Below are 18,393 nucleotides of genomic sequence, written 5' to 3'. Positions count from 1 at the left end.
CCGTCGCAGCAGCAGGAGCCGCCCATGACCACCGCCACCATCCGACCCGGCGACCGGAGGATCAGTCCGGTGTTCGTCGGGATCCTGGCCGTGACGGCGGTGGCCGGCTGGGCCACCTGGACCGGCTACGCGGCGCGGCCGGGCGTCGCGGTGTTCCTGTTCGTGACGGCCGCCTGGGTCCTCTCGCTGTGCCTGCACGAGTACGCGCACGCGCGCACCGCCCTGCACGGCGGCGATATCACCGTCGGCGCCAAGGGCTATCTGACGCTGAACCCGCTGAAGTACACGCACGCGCTGCTCAGCATCGTGCTGCCCGTGCTGTTCGTGATCATGGGCGGGATCGGGCTGCCGGGCGGCGCGGTGTTCATCGAGCGGTCCCGCGTCCGCGGCCGTGTGCGGCTGAGTCTGATCTCGGCGGCGGGCCCGCTGACGAACGCGCTGTTCGCCGCCGTGTGCACCGCGCCGTTCTGGCTGCACGCGCTGGACGGCGTGCCGCGCGACTTCCGGTATGCGCTGGCGTTCCTCGCGCTGCTCCAGGTGACCGCGGCGCTGCTGAACTTCCTGCCGGTGCCGGGTCTGGACGGCTACGGCGTACTGGAGCCCTGGCTGTCGTACCGGGTGAAGCGGCAGGTGGAGCCGTTCGCGCCGTTCGGGCTGCTGTTCGTGTTCGCGCTGCTGTGGGTGCCGTCGCTGAACACCGCGTTCTTCTCGCTGATCGACACGATCCTGCGCGGGCTGGGCGTGGACACCGCGTTCTCCGACTGCGGTTACTGGCTGTACCGGTTCTGGAACGGCACCCCCGAGGTGTGCACGTTCAGCCCGTGACCGGCCCGTCCTGCGCGGCGGCGCGGGCCCGCTTGACGTAGTACCAGGTCATGTTGGACGACAGGCCCGCCAGCAGCACCCACACGATCCCCAGCCAGCTGCCCTGGACGAAGGAGACGACGGCCGCGGCCACCGAGAGCACGCAGACGACGAGGGTGTAGAGGGCGATGCGGGGCATGACGGGTGGCTCCTGTCGGGGGACACTGCTACGGCGAACAGTGTCCCCCATGGCCGGGGACGGCTCGCAGGAAGGTCGGCCGGGCACGCCGGACGAAGGTCACACGTCGGTGAGCCGGAGCCCCGCGTGCGCCTTGTAGCGGCGGTTGACCGAGATCAGGTTGGCGACCAGCGACTCGACCTGGTGGGCGTTGCGCAGCCGCCCCGCGAAGACGCCCCGCATGCCCGGGATGCGCCCGGCGAGCGCCTGCACGATCTCCACGTCGGCGCGCTGCTCGCCGAGCACCATGACGTCGGTGTCGATCCGCTCGATCTCCGGGTCCTGGAGCAGCACGGCGGACAGGTGGTGGAAGGCGGCGGTGACCCGGGAGTCGGGCAGCAGCGCGGCGGCCTGCTCGGCGGCGCTGCCCTCCTCGGGCTTGAGCGCGTAGGCGCCCTTCTTGTCGAAGCCGAGCGGGTTGACGCAGTCCACGACGAGCTTGCCGGCCAGCTCGGCGGCGAGCGACTTCAGCGTGTCGCCGTGGCCGTCCCACGGCACGGCGACGATCACGATGTCGCTGCGGCGCGCGGCCTCGGCGTTGTCGGCGCCCTCGACGCCGTGCCCGAGTTCCTCGGCGGCGGACCGGGCGCGGTCGGCGGACCGGGAGCCGATGATCACCTTCTGCCCGGCCCTGGCGAGCCGGTAGGCGAGTCCCTTGCCCTGCGGCCCGGTGCCGCCGAGCACGCCGACGACGTGTCCGGAGACGTCGGGCAGGTCCCAGGGGTCCTTGGCGGGGGCCTTCTGTGCGCTGTCGCTAGAGGTCATGGTGTGACTCTACGTCGCCGGGTGCGGGCGGGCGGCCGGGACGGAAGGCGAGGGCGCGGACGGCCGGGCGCGGAAAAGGAGTTGCCGCCGCACCGCCGCCGCCCGAGCATGCCCGGGTGACCTCCGCCCTGCTCCCCGACCTCTCCCCCTGGAAGGCGTCCGCGGACTTCCGGCGGCTGTGGAAATCCGGGCTGATCAGCAACTTCGGCAGTTTCCTCACCTTCGTGGCCCTGCCCGTCCAGTTGAAGGACCTCACGCAGTCCACCGCCGCCGTGGGCGCCGTCGGCGCCGTCGAGCTGCTGCCGCTGATCGTGTGCGGGCTGTACGGCGGCGCGCTCGCCGACGCGCTGGACAAGCGGCGCCTGATCCTGTGGACGGAGGCCGGTCAGGGCCTGCTCAGCGCGGCGCTGCTGCTCAACGCCCTGCTGCCGGACCCCGCGGTCTGGCCGCTGTACGCGGTCGCCGCCCTGTCCTCCGCCCTCGGCGCCGTGCAGCGCCCGGCCCTGGACTCGCTGTGGCCGCGGATCGTCGCCCATGCGGACATGCCCGCCGCGGCCTCGCTGAACTCGCTGCGCTGGACGGTCGGCGGGGTGGCGGGCCCGGCGCTCGCCGGGGTGGTCGTGGCCTACGCGGGCCTCGGCTGGGCGTACGCCGCGGACCTGCTGACCTTCGCCGTCTCGCTGGCGTACATCGTGCCGATCGCCGCCTCCCCCGCCGCCCACGAGGCCGCGAAGCCGTCGCTGCGGGCCGTCGCGGAGGGCGCCCGGTACGCGTGGAGCCGCAAGGAGCTGCTCGGCACCTACGTCGTGGACCTCGCGGCGATGTCGCTGGCCATGCCGCTCGCGGTGCTGCCGTTCCTCGCCGACGACCTGGGCGCCGACTGGGCGCTCGGGCTGATGTACGCGAGCATCCCGGCGGGCTCCCTGCTGGTGAGCCTGACCAGCGGCTGGGCCTCGCGGGTGCGCCGGCACGGTCTGATGGTGGTGCTGTCGGCGGCCGGTTTCGGCCTCGCGGTCGCGGGGGCGGGTCTGGCCCGGAACGTCTGGCTGGTGCTGTCCCTGCTGGCCGTCGGCGGCGCCTTCGACATGGTCAGCGGCATCTTCCGGTCCGCGATGTGGAACCAGACGATCCCCGACGAGCTGCGCGGCCGGCTCGCCGGGATCGAACTGCTGTCCTACTCGGTGGGGCCCCAGCTGGGCCAGGTCCGCGCGGGCGGCCTCGCCGCCCTGACCGGGCTGCGTACCTCCGTCGTCTGGGGCGGCCTGGCCTGCGCGGGCGCGGTGGGCCTGCTCGCGCTGTGCCTGCCGGGGCTCATGACGTACGACGCGCGGACGAACGTCCACGCGGTGCGGATGCGGGAGCGGCGGGCCGCGGCCGTGCCCGGGGAGGCGTGATCACTCCTCGTCGGCGTCCGTCCCGGCCGCGTCGTGCCAGCGCGGGTCGTTCTCCCACTGGAGGTTGCGCTCGGCGGCGAGGTCCATCGCCCGCTGGGCCTCCTGCGGGGAGGCGTACGGCCCGAAGCGGTCCTTGCCCGGGCAGTCCGGGCCCTCCTCGACCTTCTTGTGCTCCAGGCAGTAGTACCACTCACCCGGCTTGCCCGCGGTGCGCTTCTTGAACAGGGGCATTGGATCAGCTCCTCTCGCCAACGACATGTTCCCCCATGTGCGCTCGATAGACTCGCCGGCATGTCTGGCCAGTCGCTGCTCGTACCGGGGGAACAGTCCCCCATCCGTTCCGTCCCGGGCAACATCCGTCGCCCCGAGTACGTCGGCAAGCCCGCGCCGGCGCCGTACACCGGGCCGGAGGTGCAGACCCCGGAGACCGTCGAGGCGATGCGGACCGCCGGCCGCATCGCCGCGCGGGCGATGGCGGAGGCCGCGAAGATCATCGCGCCCGGCGTCACCACGGACCAGCTTGACAAGGTCGCCCACGAGTACATGTGCGACCACGGCGCCTACCCGTCCACGCTGGGCTACCGCGGCTTCCCGAAGTCGCTGTGCACGTCGGTCAACGAGGTCATCTGCCACGGCATCCCGGACTCGACCGTCCTCAGGGACGGCGACATCGTCAACCTGGACGTGACCGCGTACATCGGCGGGGTGCACGGCGACAACAACGCCACCTACCTGGTCGGGGACGTGGACGAGGAGTCGCGGCTGCTGGTCGAGCGCACCCGCGAGGCCCTCGACCGCGCGATCAAGGCGGTCAAGCCGGGCCGGCAGATCAACATCATCGGCCGCGTCATCGAGTCGTACGCCAAGCGCTTCGGCTACGGCGTGGTCCGGGACTTCACCGGGCACGGCATCAGCACCTCGTTCCACTCCGGGCTGATCGTCCCGCACTACGACAGCCCGCACGCCACCACCGTGATGCGCCCCGGCATGACCTTCACCATCGAGCCGATGCTGACGCTGGGCACCCACGAGTACGACCTGTGGGAGGACGGCTGGACGGTGGTGACGAAGGACCGCAAGCGGACCGCGCAGTTCGAGCACACGCTGGTGGTGACGGACGACGGCGCCGACATCCTGACCCTGCCGTAGCCGCCGCAGGCGCCGTACCGGCGCGAGAAGGGCCCGCTCCCGGCCGGGGGCGGGCCCTTTCCGCGTGCCCGCACCCTCTCCTGATGTCTTTCCGACAAGCTGTCGGTAAACTTGCCGACACCACGTCGGCAAACCGAGGAGTGTTCCATGGAGTCGTTTTCGACGCTGATCCGCACCGCCACCCGGAAGCAGCACGCGGCGGCGGAGACCTCGACCTTCATGAGCGACCTGCTCGGCGGCCGGCTGGGGGTGGACGCGTACACGCGCTACACGGAGCAGCTGTGGTTCGTCTACGAGGCACTGGAGGGCGCGGCCGGGCGGCTGGCGGCTGACCCGGTGGCGGGGCCCTTCATCCGGCCGGAGCTGCACCGGCTGCCCGCGCTGGAGCGGGACCTGGCGCATCTGCGCGGGCCGGGGTGGCGGGCGGGGCTCGACCCGCTGCCCGAGACGCGCGCGTACGCGGAGCGGATACGCGAGTGCGCCGAGCGGTGGCCGGGCGGTTACGTCGCCCACCACTACACCCGCTACCTCGGCGACCTCTCCGGCGGCCAGATCATCCGGGACCGCGCGGAGCGGACGTGGGGCTTCGCCCGGAAGGGCGACGGGGTGCGGTTCTACGTCTTCGAGGAGATCGCCAACCCGGCCGCGTTCAAGCGCGGTTACCGGGAGCTGCTGGACGGAATCGCGATGGACGACCTGGAGAAGCAGCGGGTCGCCGGGGAGTGCGGGCAGGCGTTCGCCCTGAACACGGCGGTGTTCGGGGCACTGGGCGAGGAGTTCCGGCTGAGCGCCTGAACGCCGGGCGTTAGGCGCCTGGGGCCCGGTGCCCGGTGTTCAGGGCTCGGTGTCCGGTGTTCAGGGCCCGGCGTCCGGCGTCCGGCGTCCGGCGTTCAGCGTTCAGCGTTCGAGGAAGACCCGGCCGCCGACCTCCACCCAGCCCTCCGGCTGGGGCGCGGTGAGCAGCTGGGAGCCCTTGCCCTGGGTGATGTTGAGGGCGCGGCCCAGCCGGGCGGTGAGCTGGAGCGCGGCCGCGCCCGTCGCCTCGTCCTCCTCGATGCCGTCGCCCCGGCCGGGGAAGGCGCGGGCCCGTACCCGCCCCGCGGCCTCGTCCTCCCACGCCCAGGCGTACACCCACTCGCCGGGCGGCGGCACGTCGAGCGCGTCGACCTCGGCGGGGCTCGCGTACTGGCGCAGGGTGCGCGGCTCGGGCCACTCCGGGCGGGCCTCGACCCAGCAGAACTCGCCGTCCTGCCGGGCGCCCACCACGCCCGCGGGGACCACGAGTTCGGGGACGTCCAGCAGCCAGGCGGTGCCGACGCAGGGGTGCCCGGCGAACGGCAGCCGCACGGAGGGCGTGTAGATGTCGATCACTCCGCGCTCGGGGTCGTCCACGAACACGGTCTCGCTGAAGCCGAGTTTGGCGGCGAACGCCTGCCGGTCGGCACGCTCGGGCAGCGCGGAGCCGTCACGGACGACACCCAGCTCGTTGCCGTGGCCGCCGGTCGGGTCGCAGAAGACGCGCAGTACGTCGTAGTCAGTCACCCGGGCATTGAAACACCGCCCGCGCGGCGAGCGCGTCCCAGGCGGGGACGCCGCCCGCGAGGGGCCAGGAACGCGTGCGGGCCTCCTGGAGGGGCAGGGCCCCCATGGCATCGCCGGGGGCCCGCAGCACGACCTGCCGTCGCCGCTCGTCACCGGCGACGGGCCGCTCCAGCAGCAGCCGGTACGCCTCGGCGGCCCCGTCGGCCTCCCGGCGCCAGTCCTCCTCGTCCGACAGCCGGGTGAGCACCACACAGGGCGGGGTCAGCCCCTCGGCGAGCGCGGCCACCGCCCGGTCGTGCCCGTCGAGCAGCAGCCAGCCGTCCAGGCAGCTCACCCACCACAGCAGCACGGGCGCGAGGGTGCCCGCACGGGCGTGTTTGCGGTAGGCCTTCACACGGGCCGCGTCCGGCGGGGACAGCCGGCGCAGGGGCACGACGCCGTTCCAGCCCGCGGCCGACCAGTCGAGGTGACAGGCGGGCCACTCCCGGACGAAGTCCTCCCCGTGCCAGACGTAGGGCGGGAACCGGCGGCGGACGCCGAGGTGCCAGCGCGCCTCGTACAGGGGGCCCTCCGGCGCCTCCTCAAGACGGCGCGCGTAGGTGTGCGCCCAGTCGCCGGCCTCCCGCATCAGCGCCGAACGCACCGGCGGCACCGGCGAGCGGTACCCCTCGTACCGGCGCAGGCGCACGCCCTGGTTCCCCTCCGTCACGCGCCCGAGCAGCAGGATGCGCGCGCCCTGGCGCAGCAGCAGGCGCCCCGCGTCGGCCACTTCGAACCGCAGCGGCGGCGGATCCGCGCGGCCCCGCACCCGCAGCACCACGCCCTCCCGCCCCAGCGGTTCCCTGCGCGCCCTCCCCATGGCCACAGCCTCCCGGCGTGAGATCCGGATCACGCACCCCAAAGGGTATGAGAAGGGTAAGGCTCAGGTAAGTTAGGGCAGCCTCACCAAACTGGATCGCAGGGAGCCCGCATGCGTGCCGTCCGTCTGACCGTCGCCGCAGCCGCCACCGCGGCAGCACTGACCGCCCTGTCGGCCTGCACCGCCAAGAGCGAGGCCGAGGACGGCAAGGCCATCCAGGTCACCGCCGCGGACTCCGCCTGTGACACCTCCGCGAAGTCGGTCCCCGCGGGTCAGGTCACGCTGAAGATAGAGAACAAGGGCTCGAAGGCCACCGAGGTCGAGATCCTGTTCCCGGACGACCGGATCGTCTCCGAGAAGGAGAACATCGGCCCGGGCACCAAGTACACGCTGACCGCCGAGGTGAAGGCGGGCTCGTACGAGATAGCCTGCCGCCCCGGCATGAAGGGCCACGGCGTCCGGCAGCCGCTCACCGTCACCGGCGGCGCCGGCGCCGCCCGGCGCGACCCCGCGCTGGACAAGGCCGTCGCCGAGTACCGGCAGTACGCGCAGGACCAGGCCGACGCCACCGTGCCGCTCGCCCGGAAGTTCGCCGACGCGATCAAGGCCGGCGACCTCGACGCCGCGAAGAAGGCCTACGCCCCCTCCCGTCTCGGCTGGGAGCGCACCGAGCCGGTCGCCGAGTCCTTCGGTGACATCGACCCCAAGACGGACACCCGCGCCGACGGCCTGGAGAAGGGCCAGAAGTGGACGGGCTGGCACCGGCTGGAGAAGGCCCTGTGGGCCGACAAGAAGATCGGCGCCGAGGAGAAGACCCTCGCCGGGCAGCTGGTGACCGACCTGACGGACTGGCAGAAGCGGGTCGGCACCGCCGAGATCACCCCGACCTCCATGGCCAACGGCGCCAAGGAGCTGCTGGACGAGGTCGCCACCGGCAAGGTCACCGGCGAGGAGGACCGCTACTCGCACACCGACCTGGTCGACTTCAAGGGCAACGTCGAGGGCGCGCGGAAGGCGTACGAGCTGCTCAAGCCGGTCGCCGTGAAGAACGACCCGGCGCTCGTCAAGGAGCTGGACAAGCAGTTCGCCGCGCTCGACGGCGTGCTGGACAAGTACCGCGCGGACAAGACCTCGTACGACTTCGTCTCCTACGACAAGGTCACCGGCGAGCAGCGCAAGGAGCTGTCGGACGCGGTGAACGCGCTCGCCGAGCCGCTGTCGAAGCTCGCCGCCGCGGTCGTGAAGTAGGAGCGGGAGCCGATGACCGAGACTCAGGAGACCAGGCCCTCGCGCCGGGCGCTGATCGGCTGGGGCGGGGCCGGGATCGCGCTCGGGGCCGTGGCCGCCGGGGGCGCGGTGGCACTGACCAACGCCGGTTCCGGCACCGCGGAGGCGGCCGGGACGGACGGCGCGGTGGAGTTCCACGGCGCCCACCAGGCCGGTATCGCCACCCCCGTGCAGGACCGGCTGCACTTCGCCGCGTTCGACGTGAAGACCGACGACCGCGCGGAGTTCGTCCAGCTGCTGAAGGACTGGACGGCCGCGGCCCGGCGGATGACCGCGGGCAAGTCGGTCGGCGAGGGCGCCTACGGCGGGCTCGCCGAGGCCCCGCCGGACGACACCGGCGAGGCGCTGGGCCTCAGCCCGTCCCGGCTGACCCTGACCATCGGCTTCGGGCCGTCCCTCTTCGACCGGTTCGGGCTGCGCGAGCAGCGGCCCGCCGCCCTGGCCGACCTGCCCCACTTCCCCGGGGACAACCTGGACAAGGCCCGCACCGGCGGCGATCTGTGCGTCCAGGCCTGCGCGGACGACCCGCAGGTCGCCGTGCACGCGATCCGCAACCTGGCCCGCATCGGCTTCGGCAAGGTCGCCGTGCGCTGGTCCCAGCTCGGCTTCGGCAAGACCTCCTCCACCACCCCGGACGCGCAGACCCCCCGCAACCTGTTCGGCTTCAAGGACGGCACCCGCAACATCGCGGGCACCGAGACCGACCGGCTGAAGAAGTTCGTGTGGGTCGGCGAAGGGGACGGCCCGGACTGGATGACCGGCGGGTCGTACCTGGTCGCCCGGCGCATCCGCATGAACATCGAGACCTGGGACCGCACCTCGCTCCAGGAGCAGGAGGACGTGTTCGGGCGGGACAAGCGCGAGGGCGCGCCGGTCGGCAAGGCGGGCGAGCACGACGAGCCGTTCCTGAAGGCGATGAAGCCCACCGCGCACGTGCGCCTCGCGCACCCGGACGCCAACGGCGGGATCACCATCCTGCGCCGCGGCTACTCCTTCACCGACGGCACCGACGGCCTCGGCCGTCTCGACGCGGGCCTGTTCTTCCTCGCCTACCAGCGCGACGTGCGCGAGGGCTTCATCCCGCTGCAACGCAGGCTGGCGGCGCACGACGCGCTGAACGAGTACATCCAGCACGTGGGTTCGGCCGTCTTCGCGATCCCGCCCGGGGTCCGGGACGCCGCCGACTGGTGGGGCCGTTCACTGTTCTCGAAGGAGGCGTAGCCCGTGTTCTCCAACTACCTGATCGGCCTGCGGGAGGGCCTGGAGGCCTCGCTCGTCGTCTGCATCCTGATCGCCTACCTGGTCAAGACCGGCCGCCGGGACGCCCTGCGGCCGATCTGGACCGGCATCGGCATCGCGATCGCGCTGGCGATGGGCTTCGGCTGCGCGCTCGAATTCGGCTCGCAGGAGCTGACGTTCCAGGCGCAGGAGGCACTGGGCGGCTCCCTGTCGATCATCGCCGTGGGCCTGGTGACCTGGATGGTGTTCTGGATGCGGCGCACCGCCCGGCACCTCAAGTCGGAGCTGCACGGCAAGCTGGACGCGGCGCTCGCCATGGGCACCGGCGCGCTGGTCGCCACGGCGTTCCTCGCGGTCGGCCGGGAAGGCCTGGAGACGGCACTGTTCGTGTGGGCCTCGGTGCACGCGGCCAGCGACGGCACCCCGCGCCCGCTGATCGGCGTCGCCCTCGGCATCGCCACGGCCGTCCTGCTGGGCTGGCTGTTCTACCGGGGCGCGCTGCGGATCAACCTGGCGAAGTTCTTCACCTGGACCGGCGGCATGCTGGTCGTGGTCGCGGCGGGCGTGCTGGCGTACGGCGTGCACGACCTCCAGGAGGCCGACTGGATCCCCGGCATCAACCGGCTGGCCTTCGACATCAGCGGCACCGTCCCGCCGGACAGCTGGTACGGCACGCTCCTCAAGGGCGTGTTCAACTTCCAGCCGGACCCGACGGTCGTCCAGGTCACGGTGTGGGCGCTGTACTTGGTCCCGGTGCTCATGGTGTTCCTCGCCCCGGTAGGGTTCGCCTCCGGGAAGGGGAAGGTGAAGGAGCCCGATGACCAGGGAACGCAGTCCTCGACGGCTTCGCCGGCGCGGCCGTGACGCACTGACGGCGGTCACGCTGGCCGCGATGTCCTGCACGGCGAGCGGGTGCGTGGTGGTGCACGGGGAACGCGAGGTGCTGCCCGGTGCCACCCGGGCCGAGGCGACGAAGGCGGTGGCCGCCTTCACCGACGCCTACAACAAGGCCGACAAGGCGTACGACCGCTCCCTCGACGCGCCCTACGTCACCGGCCCGTTCGCCGACATCGACGGTGCCCGGCTGAAGGCGGGGCACGTCAACAGCCCGTCGGGCAACGCCGGTCACGTCCCGCTGAAGCTGACGGACGTGAAGATCACCATCCCCAGGAAGGCCGGCTGGCCCCGCTGGTTCGTGGCGGACGCGCGCGGCAACAAGGGGGACGACTACCGCTGGCTGCTGGTGTTCACCCGGGGGGACCTGGGCGAGCGCTGGCGGGTGGCGTACCTGACGCTGGTCGCGCCGCGCGACGTGCCGGAGTTCAAGAAGGACGCGGACGGCTGGGCGGAGGCGGTCCCGGCGCGATCGGCCGGACTGGCCGCGGAACCTGCCGAGTTGAGCCGCGCCTACGTCTCCTACCTGAAGAAGGGCGGCGACGGCTTCGCCGACGGGCCGAGCACGAGCACGCTGCGCGCCTACCGCAGGAACATGGCGCGCAAGCCGGGCCTGGTCCGCCAGTACATCGACCAGCCCCTGACCCGCGGCGACTACGCCCCCCTCGCCCTGCGCACGGCCGACGGCGGCGCGCTGGTCTTCTTCACCACCCACCACTACGAGAAGCAGACGGCCGCCGCGGGCACCTCGGTCCCCGCTCCGAGCAAGGCGGTCCAGGCCCTGACCACCGGCGACATCCACCAGTCGCTGACCCTTGAGTCGATAGCCGACGAGGTGGCCCTCGACCCGGCGGGCAAGGGGAAGGTCTCGATGCTGGGACGGGTGCAGGGGCTCACCGCCGCCAAGGGGGAGTAAGCGGCTCAGTGGCGCAGCGGCCAGGCCGGGTCCATGTGCGGGGAGCCGTCGCCGGCGTGACGGGCGCAGGCGTCGGTGAGCGCCTCCAGCAGGGTCAGCGGCTCGGGGAGCGGGTGCTCGGGGCCGCGTACCCAGCGGACCCCCTGGTCGTCGCCGGGGAGGCGGGCCGGGGGGACGAGGACGTAGGAGCCCCGGCAGTGCCAGCGCAGCCCCGGGTGCTCGGCCATCGTCTCGGGGTGGCAGTCCAGCTCGCAGGGCCACCACTCGTCCTCGTCCTCGGGGGTGCCCCGGGTGAGGGTGAAGAACAGCATCCGGCCGTCGTCGCTCTCGGCCACCGGCCCGACCTCGACGCCCTCCGCGAGCAGCCGCTCCAGCGCCTCCCGCCCGGCCTGGAGCGGTACGTCCAGGACGTCGTGGACCATGCCGGTGGCGGTGATGAAGTTGGCCTCCGGCTGGTGCCGGGCCCACCGCTCGATCTGGGCGCGGTCGGTCGTGGACTGGGTCTGCCAGGCGAACGACACCGGGTGCCGGGCCGGGGTGGGACAGCCCACCCGGTCGCAGGAGCACCCGTAGCCGGGCGCGGGGTGCGCGGCGGGCGCGAGCGGCAGTCCCGTGCCGGCGGCGGCGAGCAGCAGGGCCTCACGGCCGCCGTGGTCGGCGGCTTCCTTCGGGCGGCGTCCACGCAGCCACTGGGAGAGTTTGCCCTGCCGGCCGCTCCGGCCGCCGAACGTGCCGCTCATCTATCCCCTCGCCTCGCTGGTGTGCGGACAGCATGCCTCATGGTCCCACCTTCGTGCCCTTCGGGGGGCCGCAGGCGGATACGGGAGGGATTCCGACGAGACGTACCTCACACCGGGTGACGGCCCGGACGCGCCGGCGCACGCCCCCCGGGGGGAAGCGCGCCGCCGCCCACCGCACAGGCGGGGCGCCCGGCCGGGAGGGTCACCGCGGGGGCCAGTCCGCGCCCCAGTCCGTGTCCCGCGCCGCCCGGTACAGGTCACCGTGGCGCTTGGTGACCGTGGTGCGGCGCAGGGCCTCGTCCCGCTCGCACAGGTCCAGCAGCACCTGGCCCTTGCGGATCTGGGGGCGCCGTACCACCCGGGCGTCGGCGGGCTCGGCCGGCAGCCGGGTCGCGGCAACGTAGGAGAACTTCTCGTCCTCGTAGGCCAGCGAGCCGCCCTTGACCCGCCGGTGCAGGGAGGAGCGGCCGACCCGCGCGGCGAAGTGGCACCAGTCGCTGCCGGGCACGATCGGGCACGCGGCGCTGTGCGGGCAGGGCGCGGCGACCCGGAACCCGGCCCGGACCAGCCGGTCGCGGGCCTCGATGACCCGTGCGTACCCGGCGGGCGTACCGGCCTCCACGATCACGACGGACCGGGCGGCGCCCGCGGCGGCGTCGACGAGCGCCGCGCGGTCGGCCTCGGTCAGTTCGTTGAGCACGTACGACACGGTGAGCAGGTCCACCGGCTCCAGGTCGAGCCCCGCTCCGATGCGGGCGCGCCGCCAGTCGGCGCCGGCGAGGGCCGGATTGGCGGCGGCCAGTTCCCGGCCGAGGGCGAGCGCGGGCTCGGCCCAGTCGAGCACGGTCACGGGCCGCTTTCCGGCCCAGGTGTCGGTCACCGCCCAGGTGGCCGCCCCGGTGCCGCCGCCGACGTCCACGTGGCTGCCGGGCACCCAGCCGGGCACCGCGTCCGCGAACGCCGCGAGGGCCGAGCGCACCGCCTCGAAGGTGGCCGGCATCCGGTAGGCGGCGTAGGCGGCGACGTCGGCGCGGTCGCGGAGGATCGGCGCGTGCGTCGGGGTGTCGCCGCGGTAGGTCGCGATCAGCCGGTCGACGGCGCCCGCGGCCTGGGTGGGCGGCAGCCCGTCGAGCAGCTCGGCGAGACTCCTGCGCAGGGCTTCGGCCGGTGGTACGGGGTCGTTCACCCGGTGATTCTATGGCGCCCGCCGCGCGCGCCGGTCCGCCGTGCCCCGCTCACACGACGGCTCTCGCCAGCCATGTCGCCATCCGCGCCCGCGGCAGGCTGTCCGCCGGCCGCCTGCGCGGGTGCACCGCGTTGGCCAGCAGCACGAGGAAGGTGTCCGTCGCCCGGTCGACGACCAGGGAGGTGCCCGTGAACCCGGTGTGCCCCGCCGCCTCCGGGCCCGCCAGCTCGCCCATGAACCAGGGCTGGTCCACGGCGAAGCCCAGCCCGGGCGGGGAGAGCAGGAGGTCCACGAAGTCGGGGCCGAGGATGCGCGCGGTCCCGTAGGAGCCGCCCGCGAGCAGGGTGCGGCAGAAGACGGCGAGGTCGCCCGCGGTGGAGAACAGCCCGGCGTGGCCGGCGACCCCGCCGAGCGCCCAGGCGTTCTCGTCGTGGACGACGCCCCGCAGCATCCCGCGGTCGGCCTTGGCCCACGGCCGCCACTGGTCCTCGGTGGCCGCGGCCCCCGGGCAGGGTCCGAACCGGGTGGCGGTCATGCCGAGCGGCCGGGTGATGCCGTGGTGCACGAGGACGTCGAGGGGACGTCCGGTGACGCGCTCCAGGACGAACTGGAGCAGCAGCATGTTCAGGTCCGAGTAGCGGTAGCTGCCCCGCGCGCTCGTCGGCGCCTCGGCGCGCAGCATCGCCAGCCGGGCGGCGCGGTCCGGGCAGTCGTACAGCGGGAGTTCGGGCCGCAGGCCGGAGGTGTGGGTGAGCAACTGCCGCATGGTGATGCCGTGTTCGGCGGCGGCGCGGAACTCGGGCAGGTAGTGGCCGACCTGGGCGTCCATCCCCAGGGTGCCGCGTTCGATCTGCTGCACGGCGGCGACCGAGGTGAACAGCTTGGTCAGCGAGGCCAGGTCGAAGGGGGTGGCGACGGTGGCCGGGACCCGGTCGGCGGGCGGCAGTTCGACGCCGGCGCCGGTCTCGGGGTCACTGGCGGAGTACCGTACGGCCCAGCCCGCGGCCTCCGCCACGGCGATCACGGGTCCGCGTCCGGCCATGACGACCGCGCCGGGTGCCCAGGGGCGCGGCCCCTCGGTGAGGGCGTGCACCTCGCCGACCAGGTGGCCGAGCGCGGCGGGGTCGAGCCCGGCCCGTTCCGGTGTGCCGGCGCGCAGTCTCGGGGCGCTCAGTTCTCGTCTCCTTCCGACCCCGCACGGGTGTGCTCCCGCGTGTTCCAGGGACGGCACATTCCCACGAAGCAGGCCCCCGCGACCAGTGCGCCCGCCAGTTGGACGACGGCCATCGGGACGGCGGTGCGTTCCCCGGCGATCCCGACGAGCGGTGAGGCGACCGCGCCGACGAGGAAGGAGGAGGTGCCGAGCAGCGCGGAGGCGGACCCGGCGGCGTGCTTGGTGCGCAGCAGGGCGAGGGACTGGGCGTTGGGCAGGGTGATGCCCATGGCGGACATCAGGACGAACAGCGCGGCGGCCACGGGGACGAGTCCCGCCTCGCCGAAGACGCCGCCGGCCATCAGCAGCAGCGCGGTGGCGGCGAGCGCGATCACGGCGAGCCCGGTGGCCATCACCTTGTCGAGGCTGACCCGGCCGACCAGCACCTTGCCGTTGACCTGCCCGGCGATCACCAGGCCGACCGAGTTGAGGCCGAACAGCAGGCTGAAGGTCTGCGGGGAGGCGCCGTAGATCTCCTGGATCACGAACGGCGAGGCCGATATGTAGGCGAACAGCGCGGCGAAGGCGAAACCGCCGGCCAGCATGTAGCCGGTGAAGGGCAGGTCGGCGAGGAGCGCCCGCATCGAGCGCAGCGCGTGGACCGCTCCCCCGCCGTGCCGGTCGCCCGGCGGCAGGGTCTCGGGCAGCCGCAGCCAGACCAGCGCGCCGAGCAGCACCCCGACCACGGTGAGCACCATGAACACCCCGCGCCAGTCGGTCACCCGCAGGATCTGTCCGCCGATCAGCGGGGCCACGACCGGCGCGACGCCGGAGATCAGCATCAGGGTGGAGAAGAAGCGGGCCATGGCGACGCCGTCGTAGAGGTCGCGGACGACGGCCCGCGCGATGACGATGCCGGCCGCGCCCGCGAGGCCCTGGGCCAGCCGGAAGGCGACCAGGGTCTCGACGTTGGGGGCGACGGCGCACAGCGCGGTCGCGACGACGTTGACGGCGAGCCCGGCCAGCAGCGGCCGGCGGCGGCCCCAGCGGTCGCTCATCGGGCCGACGACCAGCTGGCCGAGGGCCATGCCCAGCAGGCAGGCGGTGAGGGTGAGCTGGACGGTGGCCGCGGGCGCGTGCAGGGACCGGGTGACCTCCGGCAGCGACGGCAGGTACATGTCCATGGCGAGCGGGGGCGTCGCGGTGAGGCCGCCGAGGACGAAGGTCACGAGGAGGCCGGTGCGGCGGGCGGCGGGGGTCGCGGGCGGTGTGGCGGTGTCCTGCGTCTGCGGTGTCGGTGCCGCCGCGTGCTCGGGCATGAAGTCCCCTCCCGTGTCTGTCGTCCGGCCACCATGTTCCCAGCTCGCACGGCCCCTCGGGGAACGCGTGAGCGAGAGGGGGGCAGGGGTGCGCCCCGCAACCGTATGGCGGACAGACGATTCCGTATGACGGACATCAGCCCTACCCTGCGGTGGCATGACCGATACGCAATCGAAGATCGCGGTGGTGACCGGCGCGGGTTCCGGGATCGGCCGGGCCGTCGCCGTCGAACTGCTGCGCGCAGGCTGGTCGGTGGCGCTGGCGGGCCGGCGCGCCGGGACGCTCCGGGAGACGGCGGCGCTCGCGGCCGGGGCGCCCTCGCTCGTCGTGCCCACCGACGTCTCCCGGCCCGAGGAGGTGGCGGCGCTGTTCGCGGCGACCGTGGACCGCTTCGGCCGGGTGGACCTGCTGTTCAACAACGCGGGCACGTTCGGGCCGGGCGGGGTCCCGGTCGAGGACCTGCCCTACGACGCCTGGCGACACGTGGTGGACACCAACCTCAACGGGGCGTTCCTGTGCGCGCAGACGGCGTACCGGACGATGAAGGAACAGGACCCGCGCGGCGGCCGGATCATCAACAACGGCTCGGTCTCGGCGCACACGCCCCGCCCGCACTCGGTCGCCTACACCGCGACCAAGCACGCGCTGACCGGCCTCACCAAGTCCCTTTCCCTGGACGGGCGTCCGTACCGGATCGCGGTCGGGCAGATCGACATCGGCAACGCGGCCACCGACATGACACGGCGGATGCGGTCCGGCGTGCTCCAGGCGAACGGGGAGACGGCGCCCGAGCCGATGATGGACGTGGCCGATGTGGCGTGCACCGTACGGCACATGGCGGAGCTGCCGCTGGAGGCGAACGTGCAGTTCGCGACGGTGCTGGCGACGGGGATGCCGTACATCGGGCGCGGCTGACGATCCGGTTGACCGGAATTCCGACGTCCGCGGTATTGCGGCTGGTCGAGCCTTCGTGTTCCACTCTTCTCCACGAAAGCTCCACAGTTGGAGCATGTGGGTTCCAGAGCCACATCGAGGGGGGAGACGGCGGCCGTTCCGCATCCGAGGCGGAACGGCCGCCGTCCGGCTCAGCGCCGGTGGCGGCCGCCGGGCGGCTCCGTCGGGGCCGGGGGCTCCTCGGGGCCCGCGTCCGCCTGGTGCGGCACCTGCGGCGCACCGCCCGCCGCGCTCGCCCCGCGGACCGCGAGGGCCTGCCGGCGGCGCCGTACCAGGAAGCCGCCCGCGACGGCCAGCAGCGCCGCCGTGCCCGCCGCGCCCTCCACCAGGCGCCCGGTGGAGGGACCCTTGGCCGGCGCGCCCGACGCGCCGGCCGCCGCCTGCCCGCCCGCCTGCCCGGGCGCCGGGGTCGCGGGCGCGCCGCCCTCGCTGAGCGGCTTGACCAGGGTGCCCACCGGCTGGACCGAACCGCCGTGCGTGAAGCCCCAGTCGAGCAGGGCGGCGGTCTGCTCGTACACCGCGTTGCTACCGGTGGCCGGGTGCATGACCGTGACCAGCAGGGTGCGGCCGCCGCGGGTGGCGGCGCCGGTGAAGGTGTTGCCGGCGTGGCTGGTGTAACCGTTCTTCACGCCGATCAGGCCGTCGTACGTCTTCAGCCCCCACGCGCCGGTCAGCAGGCGGTCGGTGTTCTGGATCTGGAAGGTCTTCTTGCCGCCCGCCGGGAAGTCCGCGACGCGCGTGCCGCAGTAGCCCCGGAAGTCGGGGTCCTGCAGCCCGTGCCGGGCGAAGAGCGTGAGGTCGTACGCCGAGGACAGCTGACCCGGGTGGTCGAAGCCGTCGGGGCTGACCACATGGGTGTCGAGGGCCTGGAGGTCCCGCGCCTTGGCCTGCATCTCGGCGACGGTCTTGGCGATGCCGCCGTTCATGTGCGACAGGACGTGCACGGCGTCGTTGCCGGAGCGCAGGAACACGCCCTGCCACAACTGCTCGACGGTGTAGGTGATGCCGGCCTTGATGCCGACGAGGCTGGAGCCCGCCGGGACGTCCGAGATGTCGGAGTCCTTGACGGTGTACCTCTCGGCCCGGTCGAACTTCTTCAGCACGGTGTCCGCGAACAGCATCTTCAGCGTGGACGCGGGCGCGAGGCGCTGGTGGGCGTTATAGGAGGCGAGCACCTCGCCCGTCGTACCGTCGGCGATGAGCCATGCGCGGGCCGTGAGCGACTTCGGGAGCCCGGTGGCGCCGTTCGCCTGGACTCCGCGCCGGGCCAGCCGGGCGCCGCCGACGGCGGTGGGTTCGGCGGAGGCCGGGGCGGCCGCGGACAGGGGAAGGGCGGCGGCCGTCAGCCCGAGGACGGCACGCCGGCTGAGCCGGGAGGATTCGCGCACCCCGGGACGGTACACCGCGCCGAGCAGCGGATTCCGCACCATCGGCCGGTGACCGGCAGGGAATTTGCCACGTTATGAAAATCTGACCGGATAACGTGAGCTGCGCGACGTGAGCGACCTCACGCCTGGCCGGTCTCGAAGCGCGAGATCCGCCCTTCCTCGTCCACGGTGAAGCTCCACCGGGTGCGCATCTCGCCCCACGCGTCGTTGCGGTAGCGGGCCACCAGCGAGCGGCCGTCCCGGCCCTCGCGGTCGACGTCCAGGTGGCCGTTGGACGAGAAGATCTCCCGGTCGATCCAGTCGTCGAGATCGCGGTCACAGCCGTCGTCGGACATGGTGGCGTCCGGCGCGAGCAGGGCCAGGAAGCCGTCACGGTCATGCGCGTTGACGGCGCTGACGAAGGCCCGCACGGCCGGATCGCTGAGTTTGGCCGGCTGAATGGTCATGGCGCCAGGCTCACACCGCCGCCCGGACCCCGCCACCGGAGCGGGCGGCGGGACGTGTCCGATGGTGTGACCGCCGTGACGGTGGTAACACGGGGAGGGGCCTTGTACTTCACATCCCG

The 18,393-nt window shown here is 73.3% G+C and carries 20 protein-coding genes; 9 read left to right on the top strand and 11 right to left on the bottom strand.

From position 1 onward, the window contains the following. The first annotated feature begins 24 nt into the window (after nucleotides 1–24). A complete protein-coding gene (locus tag HZZ00_RS06730; RefSeq protein WP_180331349.1) occupies nucleotides 25–825 on the top strand; it encodes a site-2 protease family protein in 801 nt (266 codons plus the stop codon). Here HZZ00_RS06730 and HZZ00_RS06725 read toward each other — a convergent pair. After that, nucleotides 815–1,054: a hypothetical protein gene (locus HZZ00_RS06725; RefSeq protein WP_180331348.1), complete on the bottom strand. Its 240-nt coding sequence runs from the start codon at nucleotides 1,052–1,054 to the stop codon at nucleotides 815–817. The genes HZZ00_RS06730 and HZZ00_RS06725 overlap by 11 nt on opposite strands. Nucleotides 1,055–1,102: 48 nt before the next feature. Next, complete coding sequence (gene npdG / locus HZZ00_RS06720; protein WP_180331347.1) at nucleotides 1,103–1,807, bottom strand: NADPH-dependent F420 reductase; 705 nt, start codon at nucleotides 1,805–1,807, stop codon at nucleotides 1,103–1,105. 116 nt (nucleotides 1,808–1,923) lie between these two features. Here npdG and HZZ00_RS06715 point away from each other — a divergent pair, with 116 nt between their 5' ends. Next, entirely contained in the window at nucleotides 1,924–3,201 is a 1,278-nt protein-coding gene (locus tag HZZ00_RS06715; RefSeq protein WP_180331346.1) for an MFS transporter, read from the top strand. Here the strand turns inward: HZZ00_RS06715 and HZZ00_RS06710 are convergent, their stop codons facing one another. Next, complete coding sequence (locus tag HZZ00_RS06710) at nucleotides 3,202–3,432, bottom strand: hypothetical protein (RefSeq protein ID WP_180331345.1); 231 nt, start codon at nucleotides 3,430–3,432, stop codon at nucleotides 3,202–3,204. It lies immediately after the preceding gene. 60 nt (nucleotides 3,433–3,492) lie between these two features. Between HZZ00_RS06710 and map the strand changes: the two genes are divergently transcribed. Further along, nucleotides 3,493–4,350, top strand: a complete 858-nt coding sequence (map, locus tag HZZ00_RS06705) for a type I methionyl aminopeptidase (RefSeq protein WP_180331344.1) — start codon at nucleotides 3,493–3,495, stop codon at nucleotides 4,348–4,350. A 147-nt stretch (nucleotides 4,351–4,497) separates the two neighbouring features. Then, the gene (locus HZZ00_RS06700) at nucleotides 4,498–5,145 is read left to right on the top strand and encodes a heme oxygenase (biliverdin-producing) (RefSeq protein ID WP_180331343.1); all 648 of its coding nucleotides are present in this window, start codon (nucleotides 4,498–4,500) and stop codon (nucleotides 5,143–5,145) included. Nucleotides 5,146–5,247: 102 nt separating this feature from the next. On the opposite strand, the gene HZZ00_RS06695 is transcribed toward HZZ00_RS06700, so the two are convergent. After that, nucleotides 5,248–5,892: a PhzF family phenazine biosynthesis protein gene (locus tag HZZ00_RS06695; protein WP_180331342.1), complete on the bottom strand. Its 645-nt coding sequence runs from the start codon at nucleotides 5,890–5,892 to the stop codon at nucleotides 5,248–5,250. After that, the gene (locus HZZ00_RS06690; protein ID WP_257585690.1) at nucleotides 5,885–6,751 is read right to left on the bottom strand and encodes a hypothetical protein; all 867 of its coding nucleotides are present in this window, start codon (nucleotides 6,749–6,751) and stop codon (nucleotides 5,885–5,887) included. The genes HZZ00_RS06695 and HZZ00_RS06690 overlap by 8 nt, the downstream gene beginning before the upstream one ends. A 111-nt stretch (nucleotides 6,752–6,862) precedes the next feature. On the opposite strand from HZZ00_RS06690, the gene efeO reads away from it, so the two are divergent. Genes efeO through HZZ00_RS06670 form a run of 4 tightly spaced genes read left to right on the top strand, consistent with a single transcriptional unit; the run spans nucleotide 6,863 to nucleotide 11,087 of the window. Further along, complete coding sequence (gene efeO, locus HZZ00_RS06685) at nucleotides 6,863–7,999, top strand: iron uptake system protein EfeO (protein WP_180331341.1); 1,137 nt, start codon at nucleotides 6,863–6,865, stop codon at nucleotides 7,997–7,999. A gap of 12 nt (nucleotides 8,000–8,011) precedes the next feature. After that, the gene (efeB, locus tag HZZ00_RS06680) at nucleotides 8,012–9,259 is read left to right on the top strand and encodes an iron uptake transporter deferrochelatase/peroxidase subunit (RefSeq protein WP_180331340.1); all 1,248 of its coding nucleotides are present in this window, start codon (nucleotides 8,012–8,014) and stop codon (nucleotides 9,257–9,259) included. A 3-nt stretch (nucleotides 9,260–9,262) separates the two neighbouring features. Further along, nucleotides 9,263–10,141 (top strand): iron uptake transporter permease EfeU, encoded by an 879-nt coding sequence (gene efeU / locus HZZ00_RS06675; protein WP_180331339.1) that lies wholly within the window; start codon nucleotides 9,263–9,265, stop codon nucleotides 10,139–10,141. After that, entirely contained in the window at nucleotides 10,095–11,087 is a 993-nt protein-coding gene (locus HZZ00_RS06670; protein ID WP_180331338.1) for a hypothetical protein, read from the top strand. The genes efeU and HZZ00_RS06670 overlap by 47 nt, the downstream gene beginning before the upstream one ends. Before the next feature lie 5 nt (nucleotides 11,088–11,092). Here the strand turns inward: HZZ00_RS06670 and HZZ00_RS06665 are convergent, their stop codons facing one another. From HZZ00_RS06665 to HZZ00_RS06650, 4 genes are all read right to left on the bottom strand, one after another. Then, on the bottom strand, nucleotides 11,093–11,827 hold the full coding sequence (locus HZZ00_RS06665) for a bifunctional DNA primase/polymerase (protein ID WP_180331337.1): 735 nt from the start codon (nucleotides 11,825–11,827) through the stop codon (nucleotides 11,093–11,095). A gap of 202 nt (nucleotides 11,828–12,029) precedes the next feature. Then, nucleotides 12,030–13,013 carry a small ribosomal subunit Rsm22 family protein gene (locus HZZ00_RS06660; RefSeq protein ID WP_180331336.1) on the bottom strand — a complete coding sequence of 328 codons (984 nt, stop codon included), beginning with the start codon at nucleotides 13,011–13,013 and terminating at the stop codon, nucleotides 12,030–12,032. A 49-nt stretch (nucleotides 13,014–13,062) separates the two neighbouring features. Beyond that, nucleotides 13,063–14,244 (bottom strand): serine hydrolase, encoded by a 1,182-nt coding sequence (locus HZZ00_RS06655; RefSeq protein ID WP_265536718.1) that lies wholly within the window; start codon nucleotides 14,242–14,244, stop codon nucleotides 13,063–13,065. Continuing rightward, nucleotides 14,184–15,485, bottom strand: coding sequence for a multidrug effflux MFS transporter (locus HZZ00_RS06650; protein WP_180331335.1), 1,302 nt, complete (start codon nucleotides 15,483–15,485; stop codon nucleotides 14,184–14,186). Before HZZ00_RS06650 ends, HZZ00_RS06655 begins: the two co-directional genes overlap by 61 nt. A 157-nt stretch (nucleotides 15,486–15,642) precedes the next feature. Between HZZ00_RS06650 and HZZ00_RS06645 the strand changes: the two genes are divergently transcribed. Next, on the top strand, nucleotides 15,643–16,401 hold the full coding sequence (locus HZZ00_RS06645; RefSeq protein ID WP_180331334.1) for an SDR family oxidoreductase: 759 nt from the start codon (nucleotides 15,643–15,645) through the stop codon (nucleotides 16,399–16,401). Between the two features lie 170 nt (nucleotides 16,402–16,571). On the opposite strand, the gene HZZ00_RS06640 is transcribed toward HZZ00_RS06645, so the two are convergent. After that, nucleotides 16,572–17,870 (bottom strand): D-alanyl-D-alanine carboxypeptidase family protein, encoded by a 1,299-nt coding sequence (locus HZZ00_RS06640; RefSeq protein WP_180331333.1) that lies wholly within the window; start codon nucleotides 17,868–17,870, stop codon nucleotides 16,572–16,574. A gap of 77 nt (nucleotides 17,871–17,947) precedes the next feature. Beyond that, nucleotides 17,948–18,274 carry a nuclear transport factor 2 family protein gene (locus tag HZZ00_RS06635; RefSeq protein WP_180331332.1) on the bottom strand — a complete coding sequence of 109 codons (327 nt, stop codon included), beginning with the start codon at nucleotides 18,272–18,274 and terminating at the stop codon, nucleotides 17,948–17,950. Nucleotides 18,275–18,393: the final 119 nt, after the last annotated feature.

This window comes from Streptomyces sp. NEAU-sy36, from assembly GCF_013423905.1.
GTDB classification, from domain to species: domain Bacteria; phylum Actinomycetota; class Actinomycetes; order Streptomycetales; family Streptomycetaceae; genus Streptomyces; species Streptomyces misionensis.
This window is presented reverse-complemented; position numbering and strand designations above follow the sequence as displayed.